This is a genomic window from Acinetobacter sp. YH01022, assembly GCF_013420235.1.
GTDB lineage: Bacteria > Pseudomonadota > Gammaproteobacteria > Pseudomonadales > Moraxellaceae > Acinetobacter.
Genome location: NZ_VOYP01000069.1, coordinates 1 through 9,739, shown reverse-complemented (window position 1 = coordinate 9,739; position 9,739 = coordinate 1). Strand labels below are relative to the sequence as shown.

11 protein-coding genes are annotated in these 9,739 nt (G+C 40.7%); all 11 read left to right on the top strand.

The features are described 5' to 3' along the window. Positions 1–146: 146 nt before the first annotated feature. On the top strand, positions 147–494 hold the full coding sequence (locus FTT87_RS14980) for a rhodanese-like domain-containing protein (RefSeq protein WP_086197098.1): 348 nt from the start codon (positions 147–149) through the stop codon (positions 492–494). Between the two features lie 49 nt (positions 495–543). Then, the gene (locus FTT87_RS14975; protein ID WP_180082706.1) at positions 544–1,416 is read left to right on the top strand and encodes an MBL fold metallo-hydrolase; all 873 of its coding nucleotides are present in this window, start codon (positions 544–546) and stop codon (positions 1,414–1,416) included. Between the two features lie 249 nt (positions 1,417–1,665). Beyond that, entirely contained in the window at positions 1,666–2,076 is a 411-nt protein-coding gene (locus FTT87_RS14970; RefSeq protein ID WP_121523966.1) for a DUF2946 family protein, read from the top strand. A 66-nt stretch (positions 2,077–2,142) separates the two neighbouring features. Continuing rightward, the gene (locus FTT87_RS14965; RefSeq protein WP_121523968.1) at positions 2,143–2,340 is read left to right on the top strand and encodes a hypothetical protein; all 198 of its coding nucleotides are present in this window, start codon (positions 2,143–2,145) and stop codon (positions 2,338–2,340) included. Continuing rightward, a complete protein-coding gene (locus FTT87_RS14960) occupies positions 2,337–3,782 on the top strand; it encodes a cytochrome ubiquinol oxidase subunit I (RefSeq protein ID WP_086197094.1) in 1,446 nt (481 codons plus the stop codon). The genes FTT87_RS14965 and FTT87_RS14960 overlap by 4 nt, the downstream gene beginning before the upstream one ends. Continuing rightward, positions 3,779–4,783 (top strand): cytochrome d ubiquinol oxidase subunit II, encoded by a 1,005-nt coding sequence (gene cydB / locus FTT87_RS14955; RefSeq protein WP_086197093.1) that lies wholly within the window; start codon positions 3,779–3,781, stop codon positions 4,781–4,783. Before FTT87_RS14960 ends, cydB begins: the two co-directional genes overlap by 4 nt. Before the next feature lie 254 nt (positions 4,784–5,037). Next, a complete protein-coding gene (locus FTT87_RS14950; RefSeq protein ID WP_004973778.1) occupies positions 5,038–5,355 on the top strand; it encodes a hypothetical protein in 318 nt (105 codons plus the stop codon). Positions 5,356–5,783: 428 nt separating this feature from the next. Then, entirely contained in the window at positions 5,784–6,119 is a 336-nt protein-coding gene (locus FTT87_RS15930; RefSeq protein WP_218944793.1) for a twin-arginine translocation signal domain-containing protein, read from the top strand. 6 nt (positions 6,120–6,125) lie between these two features. After that, entirely contained in the window at positions 6,126–7,094 is a 969-nt protein-coding gene (locus tag FTT87_RS14945; RefSeq protein ID WP_218944794.1) for an FAD/NAD(P)-binding oxidoreductase, read from the top strand. A gap of 27 nt (positions 7,095–7,121) precedes the next feature. After that, positions 7,122–7,454: a hypothetical protein gene (locus tag FTT87_RS14940; protein WP_004973783.1), complete on the top strand. Its 333-nt coding sequence runs from the start codon at positions 7,122–7,124 to the stop codon at positions 7,452–7,454. Between the two features lie 592 nt (positions 7,455–8,046). Then, a complete protein-coding gene (locus FTT87_RS14930; RefSeq protein WP_180082847.1) occupies positions 8,047–9,381 on the top strand; it encodes an IS4 family transposase in 1,335 nt (444 codons plus the stop codon). The last annotated feature ends 358 nt before the right edge of the window (positions 9,382–9,739 follow it).

Below are 9,739 nucleotides of genomic sequence, written 5' to 3'. Positions count from 1 at the left end.
GGTTATTAAAAAGTCATTGTATTTTCTATGAGGATAGATTTGAAGTTTAACCCAAGATTGGCTTATATTTATTTTACTACTTATTTTTATTTTAAATCCTTATAAATATAAGTCGCGGATAACAACTGTTCTAATAGAGGAAAATCATGTTTAATATTCTGATGTATCTACCTTGGGGCAAGGTGCCTGAAATCACTTGTCAGGAATTATTACAGAAACAGGAAATTGTACAGATTGTTGATGTCCGAAGTGCTCAAGAGTTTAAACACAGTCATATAAAAGGTGCTGTTAATTTACCTATTACACAGTTGAATGAATCTACAATACAGTCATTGGGGCTCAATCTGGATCAGCCCGTGGTGACCATTTGTTTATCGGCGCACCGGAGCATTCCAGCGACACGCAGATTGGCCAAGATGGGATATTCAGTCACACAGTTAAAAGGTGGTATGAAATCTTGGTGGAAAAATGGCCTGCCTTGTATCAAAAACTAAGTTTTAAATATGCTCTGTGAGCTTCTAAATTTTAAAAAGGAGTAAGACTATGTCGACTCAACCAAATGTAAAAGATTTTTTTGATCCTAAAACAAATACATTCAGTTATGTAGTTTCAGATCCAGGTACAAAACAATGTGCGATTATCGACAGTGTTCTCGATTATGACTCTGCTTCAGCAGTGACATCTACCACGCATGCCGATCAAATCATCGCGTATGTCAAAGAGCAGGGCTTACTGGTTGAGTGGGTTTTGGAAACGCATGTACATGCAGATCATTTAACAGCAGCACAGTATTTAAAACAGCAGCTCGGTGGAAAAACAGCGATGAGCAAACGGATTTCATTGGTACAGGAAACCTTTAGCTCAATCTATAACATTGATATCAAACAGTTCAATGCTTTCCAGACATTTGATCATGTATTCCAGGATCATGAAAAATTTCATATTGGCAACTTACAAGCCTATAATATTCCTACCCCTGGACATACACCTGCATGCTTGAGTTATGTGATTGGAGATGCTGTTTTTGTAGGTGATACCTTGTTTATGCCTGATTATGGAACGGCACGATGTGATTTTCCGAAGGGCAATGCTGAAACTTTATTTGATTCTGTGCAGACCCTCTATCAGTTGCCTGAAGAAACTCGTGTTTTCCTGTGTCATGACTATTTACCGGAATCACGTCATGACTATATCTGTGAAACCGATATCAAAACTCAGAAAAAGTCTAATATTCATATTCATACTGGTACAGAAAAAGCGGAGTTTGTTGCAATGCGTCAAAAACGTGATGCAACCTTAAGAATGCCTGAACTGATTTTGCCATCCATTCAGATTAATATGAATGCAGGACGTTTTCCTCAGCCAGAAAAAAATGGCGTATCTTACTTAAAATTGCCTCTCAATTATTTCAAGTAAGCAAAGTATTCTTCTGAACACTTTTTGTACAATACATAACTTTCTCCTGCATCAATCGTAAGAGAAAGTTTTTTAAATTTTAAGCATTTAATTTAATTGACTTTTTATTTATTTATTTTGCTTTTCAAAACTAAGTATATATTATATATTTGTAGAATGAAAAGTTGAGTAAATACGTAGGAATTTATCTTTAAATTTCATGTTTTTATTCAGCGTATCCCTCTTATTCGATGCCAGTCGAGAGAAAACTTGCTGAAGCGAAGTGGAATCTTTATTGCATTTGCAGCCATACTTTTGCAAATTGCAGTATATTTACAGCCTCTGCTGCCGGAAAAATTTCACATTGCTCCGGTCTGTATGTCGATTACCCACAATCTTCTTTCGCCTGTCGATCATCATCATGTCCACTCAGTTCATCATGAGCTGCTCAAGGATTTGATTCCTCAACATTCCCACGATCACAATAAACATAACCATCAATGCCAATATTGTACGGTTTATGGTGATTTGGTACTGCCATTTAAGCTGGGGATTGATGAAGTTCTGGACCGGATTCAGGTTCGACTTAATTTCTATCAGCCTGTCTTCCGGCATGTCTATTTCAGCTTACAGAAGTTGTATTTGCTGCCGCAGGGCAGGGCGCCTCCTTTGGCTCTTTAGGACATGATTGGTCACGTCAAACAGTTGTTTTGTTTGCACTACACAACATCTTAAAGAGTTTTAATCATGAGAATTCAGTTTTCGCTGTTCGCTAACAGTGTAATGGTTTCGTTCGCCCTCAAAAAAGTCTATAGCGTATCTGGTATACGGGTTTCATCCCTATACCAGAAGATCGATGTCTGGCAAGGGGTGTCAGTTTCACTGCATCAATCGGTGCTGTTGATGTCCTCCCTGTATTCAATTGATCAGCAGGAGGCAGCATGAATTTAGGGCTAACCGCGCTGGAACTGGCACGTATCCAGTTTGCATTTACCGTATCATTTCATATTATTTTCCCGGCAATTTCTATTGGTTTAGCCAGTTTTCTGGCCGTTCTGGAATGGCGTTGGCTTAAAACTAACGATCCAGTATACCGGGACTTATTTAAGTTCTGGATCAAAGTCTTTGCACTGTCCTTTGGTATGGGCGTGGTCTCTGGCGTGGTGATGAGCTATCAGTTTGGTACCAACTGGAGTGAGTTTTCACGGATTTCCGGCAGTGTCACAGGACCATTACTCGCTTATGAGGTTTTAAGTGCGTTTTTCCTTGAAGCCGGTTTTCTGGGGATTATGTTATTTGGTTGGGGCCGAGTGGGACCGAAAACCCATTTTTTCGCAACGCTGATGGTGGCTATAGGCACCTGTATTTCAATGTTCTGGATTCTGTCCTCGAATAGCTGGATGCAAACCCCTCAGGGCTTCACCATTGAAAATGGCATTATTGTCCCGCAAGACTGGTTTGCCATTGTCTTTAATCCATCTTTCCCTTATCGATTGGCACATATGGCAATGGCTTCCTTTCTGGTCTCTGCTTTGCTAGTAGCTTCCACAGCCGCATTTCATTTATTAAAAGGCCGTCGTGATGCCTTGGTGAAAAAATCATTTTCCATGGCCATGTGGATGATTCTGGCATTGGCACCTCTACAAATGTTTGTCGGAGATATGCATGGCTTGAATACCCTGGAACACCAACCAGCCAAACTGGCAGCTATGGAAGGACACTGGGAAACCAATAAAGATCATGGCATGCCACTGTATTTATTTGGTATTCCAGATATGGAAGCAGAAGAAACCAAGTATGCGATCGGAATTCCGAATCTGGGCAGTCTGATCATGACACATACCTTAGATGGTGAAGTCAAAGGCTTAAAGGAATTTGCACCTGAAGACCGTCCAAACTCGCTGGTCATATTCTGGAGTTTCCGGATTATGGTCGGACTGGGTGTACTGATGATTTTAATGGCAGTTCTAGGTGCATGGCTAAGAAAAACTGACAAGTTCTATGACTCGGTATGGTTGCATAGATTTGCCCTATATATGGGACCTTCAGGATTTATCGCTTTGCTTGCAGGTTGGTTTACCACTGAAGTCGGTCGTCAACCCTGGGTGGTTTATGGCATTTTACGGACCAAAGATACGCTTTCTCCCGTTTCAGCGGAACAGGTGGGTTTAACCCTGATCATTTTTGTAATGGTCTACTTTATTGTGTTTGGTGTTGGCATTTTCTACATGCTGAAATTGATGCGTAAAGGTCCGGAGTTTATACATTCGGCACCCCATAGTGAGCAGGCGGTCATACAGGCATCAAAACGTCCTTTAAGTACAATTGATGAGGAGAGCGATCTGGATAAAGTAAGTCCTACACAATCTCAGGAGAATCAAAAATGATCGATTTATCATTAATTTGGATTCTAATTATTGGATTAGGAGTGCTGATCTATGTCGTGCTAGATGGTTTTGATCTCGGTATCGGTATTCTATTTCCCTTTATTGGTGATCGACAGGAACGTGATGTTATGATGAATACCGTCGCGCCCGTCTGGGATGGCAATGAAACCTGGATGGTACTGGGTGGTGCAGGATTATTTGCTGCATTTCCCTTAGTGTATTCCACTGTACTGTCCGCCCTGTATATCCCAATCATTCTAATGGTGATCGCGCTGATCTTCCGGGGCGTTGCCTTCGAATTCCGGTTTAAGGCCAATAAAACCAAACATTTATGGGATCAGGCCTTTATTTGGGGGTCGATCTTGAGCTCATTTTTCCAAGGACTGATTTTGGGAGCCTATATTCAGGGGATTGAAACCACGAATGGCATCTATACTGGCGGCGGTCTGGATTGGTTAACACCTTTTTCCCTGTTTACCGGTTTAAGTGTAGTCGTATTGTATGCAACGCTAGGATGTGGCTGGTTGATCTTTAAAACCGAAAAAATGCTGCAGAACCGCATGTTTGAATTGATGCCAAAACTGCTGATTTCATTACTGATGATTTTTGTTTGTGTCAGCATCTATACGCCTTTGGCTCATCCTCAAATTGCAGAACGCTGGTTCAGTCAACCGCAACTCTTTTATTTTAGCCCGGTACCCGTACTGGTTCTGCTGTTTACTTTCCTGGCAATCAAAGCCTGTAAGCAGCGCAAAGAGTTCCTGCCATTCATTTATACTTTGGCTTTGGTGATTCTCGCTTATAGCGGTTTTCTGATTAGTTTATGGCCTTATGTCATTCCACCATCCATCACTATCTGGGAGGCTGCAGCACCTGCCAGTAGTCAATTGTTCGCCCTTATTGGCGCACTGATTTTAATTCCGATCATTCTTATTTATACCGGACTATCGTATTGGGTTTTCAGGGATAAAGTGCGCGTGGGTGATGAGGGTTATCATTAAGGAGGCTGAATGAAAATTTCTGAATTGAAATGGTTTATTGGCTTATGGCTGGCTGGTTTTTTAAGCTTGGCCTTGGTCGCAGGACTGTTTAGATTTCTGTTAAAATTGGCGTATTAAGTTTTAAACACAGGTCAGTGAGGTTTTCCTTACTGACCTATTTTCTATAGAGGTTCAGTTTTTTTAGATGCAAAAAATTGCTGGATCTGAATAAGTTTGATGAGAGATTTGGACTAAAAATAAATGAGGAGTAAATGATGAAAAACCATCTTTTTTGTGTAGGCATTGAATTTAAAAAAGCATCGGATCCATCGGAATCCTATGCGTATGTGACAGCTTATTTAGGCGCAAAAAACATTGATGAAGCAATTCAACGGGTAGAAAAACAGCTGGAGCAAGAAGGAAATGAAATCCTATTTGTCCGCGGCTGCTGGGTCGTCGATTCAGACTGTGATGATGGTTTCTGTCCAACAGATGAGAGTAGGACGCTAGCAAACAATGATTTGCTTTTTAATGACCAGATCAAGTTTGGAAAATTACAAGAATGGTCAATCAATAATAACTACGAATACTAATTTCGTAAGTGATGCATCAGTTGGTTTTTTCTTTCTGATGCTGTAGTACTGTTTTCAATTTAATATATTAATCTAGGCTCTTAGCACATACTAACCAAGCATCAAAAAAGTGATTTAATGAGATAAATTTGTATATAATTTAATCTGCTTGTAAATAAAAATATAACAGGCTAAAAGAACCTATACAAAAAATCAGCATCAGGATTGATCAATTATAGTGCTTTGGTCGGCTATGAAAAATTTTGTTTTTTAAGCAAAATTAACTAGATAGTATAATCTCATCTATTCGAATTTTATTAGGATCAGAAGACTAGAATGGATTGATGTTAGTGATCTACATATGACCTAAGATCAGAAATGAAATAGAGATTCTAAAGCCGGTCATTGAATAACACTTTAACGATAAAAAAGATTCGAAAGGAGAATACATGAGTATTCGTAATAATCGACGGGATTTTCTAAAAATGGCAGCTGGTGTCGGACTCATCACTACAGCAGGTCTGCATTTAAGTCATACCACTCAGGCTTCAGCAGAAACGAATGCGGTTACTGTGGTTGTAGTAGGAGCAGGATTGGCCGGGCTGGCAGCGATTAACCGCTTAAGCAAACAGTTGCCGAATGCCAAGCTAATACTTATTGATCATAATACCACGCATCGATATCAACCAGGTTATACCTTATTGGCAACTGGGATATGGCAATCAGTTGATAAAGTATTAAATGATAATACAAGCCTTGTACCCAAAGATGTGAATTGGATTTAATCTAATGTGCAAGCATTTGAGCCTGACCAAAATAAAATAGTGACAGAGGCAGGTGAAACAATAAAGTATGATTTTTTGGTGGTTGCTACCGGACTGCGTTTAGGGTATGAACAAATTCAAGGTTTATCCAAAAGTGATTTGGGTAAAAATGGAATTGGTAGTGTCTATGCTAGCCCCGAAATAGCTTTAGCAACTTGGCATCAGATGGACAAATTTCGAAAACGTGGTGGACGAGCGGTAATGACTATGGCGCATACGGATATGAAATGTGCAGGTGCACCGTTAAAAATGACATTCATGTTATATGACCGCTTGCAACAAGCTGGGACACTGAGCAATAGCCAAATCGATTTTTTTAGTCCAAGCAAACAAGTCTTTAGTGTTCCTAAGGTCAATGAAAATGTGCTTAACCGTTGGCAATCACTTGAAAAACCAATTGATGTTTATTTTGAACGAAAATTAACAGGTATTGACGTCGATAAGAAAACTGCATTTTTTGTCGATACACAGGGAAATCAGCATACAGAAATGTATGATTTTATACATCTTGTGCCACCAATGGTTGCTGTAGATAGTGTAAAAAACAGCCCGCTTGCTAATTCTATTGGCTGGCTAGAGGTTGATAAATATACATTGCAACACACCCGCTACTCTAATGTTTTTGGATTAGGTGATATCAATGGCACTCCAAAAGGTAAAACTGCAGCTACAGTCAAGTTATCTGCTCCAGTGGTAGTACAAAATTTGATTGATGTGATGAAAGGTCAGTTACCAAGTCAGAAGTTTAATGGTTATACCTCTTGTCCACTTTTAATTGAAGAGGGTAAAGCAATGTTGGTTGAATTTGACTATGAAAATAATTTAACACCCACTGTACCATTTGTTGATCCATTGAAAGAAAGTTACTTTGCTTGGTTTTTAGAGGAAATGATGCTCAAGCCAGCCTACATGGCTGTAGCGAAAGGGCGTGTTTAATTTGCCAATCAGGAACAGGAAATTATAATGATAATTTATCAAATGCTGATGATGTTGTGGGAGGCCATACTAGAAAATGGGCTTCTCGTTGTAATACTGCTCACCCTGCTAATCATGCCATGGTTATATTGGCTAATCAAAAATAGGCAAAAAACATTCAATCATCGACGTAGCGCTTGGATAGCTTTAGGTATTGCTATATTGGGATTCTTTTTCCTACCTTTATACTTTTCCGCTACTTTGTTCGATCTCAGTTATTGGGTTGATTGGGCATTTCATATCGCGATGGTCGTAGCTGTTTTCGTTTATAGCTATTTAGTTTGGTTGCCATTAACAGCAAAATACAAGACTATTAAATAGGGTAAAGTATTTGGTGAATCCCACTTTTTTATTAGGGGCTGCTGAGAATTAGCCAAATTAGGATGATAAATCTATAATGGCTAGACCACGGGTGCAGAGATAAAAATAATAGACTATTTCTTAAATCTGTACTGAGTGGATTGCTCGAACCGGTAGTCCCTGGCGTGATTTACCTCCAGAATTAGGTAAAGGAATACTATCTTAAAGGTTATAGAGACTGGGTGAAATCCAGTGTATGTGAAACAATACTTGCGGTGATTAATGATGATGTCGAGATAGAATTTGCCATGATTGAGGTGAAATATGGTCTTGACCGTCAATCAAGCTTTGAGATTATTTGACCGATATACGGTCTGATATTTTAGCATGCCATAACACAGATATACAGGCTTGTGCATTGTTGCACTCAATGTACCCATTTTACTCTTATCCAGACTTAACAACCATTGATTAATTCTCAGTACATCCTATTTCTTCTTGTTATTGGACAATAAAAAAGCCCACCTTGTAATGCAATGCTGTTCACTTAAGCATTTGAAGCCTCGCGAAATTTATTAGAGAATCCGATGTCAGGTTTGGCATCGGATTTTTTATGGTGTTTCAGCAGGATCTTCTCGACCTCAACGGTCTATTTAACTTCTCGGATCTGAGTACCTTTACTCACAATATCCCCATTGAGTGGGTCGAATCCGCACTCAAGTTGAGCAGTTCAGCTACTATCCGCAGGCGACGCTTGCCTGCAGATCAAGTCCTCTGGCTGGTTTTTGGGATGGCAATTTTTCGGGATGAGCCCATCCATGAAGTGGCAAGAAGACTGAATATTTGCGCTCAGGGGTTAGCCTCTCTTGACCTGCTGGCACGTAGTGGGGTAACTGAAGCCCGTAAGCGTTTGGGTGCAAATCCTGTAGAGTGGCTATTTCGCCAGACGGGTCAATACTGGGGACATGAGCGATATCCAGATGATCAATGGCAGGGGCTTCAGGTCTTTGCTGTCGATGGTGCACTCTTCCGAACCCAGGATACGACTGATTTTCGTGAGCACTTTGGCTCAGGCAATACTTCTACACAGCGCCAGACGCCATTTCCGATGCTACGGCTCGTCGCGCTGATGAATGTGCGCTCACATACACTGGTCGATGCACAGATCAGTCCCTATCGCCGGGGCGAGATTCCTTTGGCTGCAAAGTTTATCTCCCAGATTCCGAATAACTCGATCACCTTGTTTGACAAGGGTTTTTGGAGTGCGGATTTATTGCTTTCACTCTCGATGCAAGGTCAAGGTCGTCACTGGCTGATTCCGGAGCGCAAAAATCTGAAAAGTGATGTGATCGAGACGTATGCAGAAGGTGACGTGCGGGTACGGATGAAAGTGTCACCCCAGGCAAGAAAGAAAAACCCGATGCTCCCCGAATACTGGGAAGTCAGGCAAGTGAGTTATGCTGTGCGGGGCGGACGAATAAAGACAGTTCTGACCTCGCTGCCGGCCGATCAATATCCTGCAAAGGATATCGCCAGGCTCTATCAAGAGCGTTGGGAAATCGAATTGGGTTTTCGGGATATCAAAAGCTCGATGCAGCATAATGCCATCACGCTTCGCAGCAAGACGGTAGAGCTGGTTTATCAGGAGTTGTGGGGTCTGTTGCTGAGCTACAATATTATTCGGCGAGAAGCGGCATTTGCAGCGGTAGCCTTTGGGCGTTCACCTTCGGATATCCGTTTTAAGCCTGCATGCCAGTACATAGCCGTTCAGCTGATTGTGATGGCGAATGCCAACCCTTTGTCAGGGACTGGCAGGCGGCTATCGGAGCTGAGATCAGGGATGGGTAGCCTGTTTCTGGAAAGGCGTTCGAGGCCAACAACACCCCGAACGGTTAAGATGTCAAAAACCCGTTATCCGGTAGATCACAATGCTGCTCCTCTTAAGTGAACAGCATTGCACCTTGTAATGAGCTTTTCAGTGATTAGGACATTACTTTATCAATTCATATAAATACATTAATCCATAGAATGGATACTGAATTCATCATTTTTTGCAAAAACAATAGATGTCAAGATTGGAATAGCCAAAATAATAGGAAATGAAATGATCCATATGTCCGTTGTTACCTTACTTGAAAATAAAAATTGAGTCGCGATAACAACCAGAATTAATAATGAAAACAAAATACTCGCGAATCGGATTACAAATTTGAGAGGCATTTGTCTGCTCCTAGGTGATTCTATTTGTTATTATAAAGTATACGCCTTCTCTTAAGTTATGTATTTTTTTTTTGAACGAAAAAAGT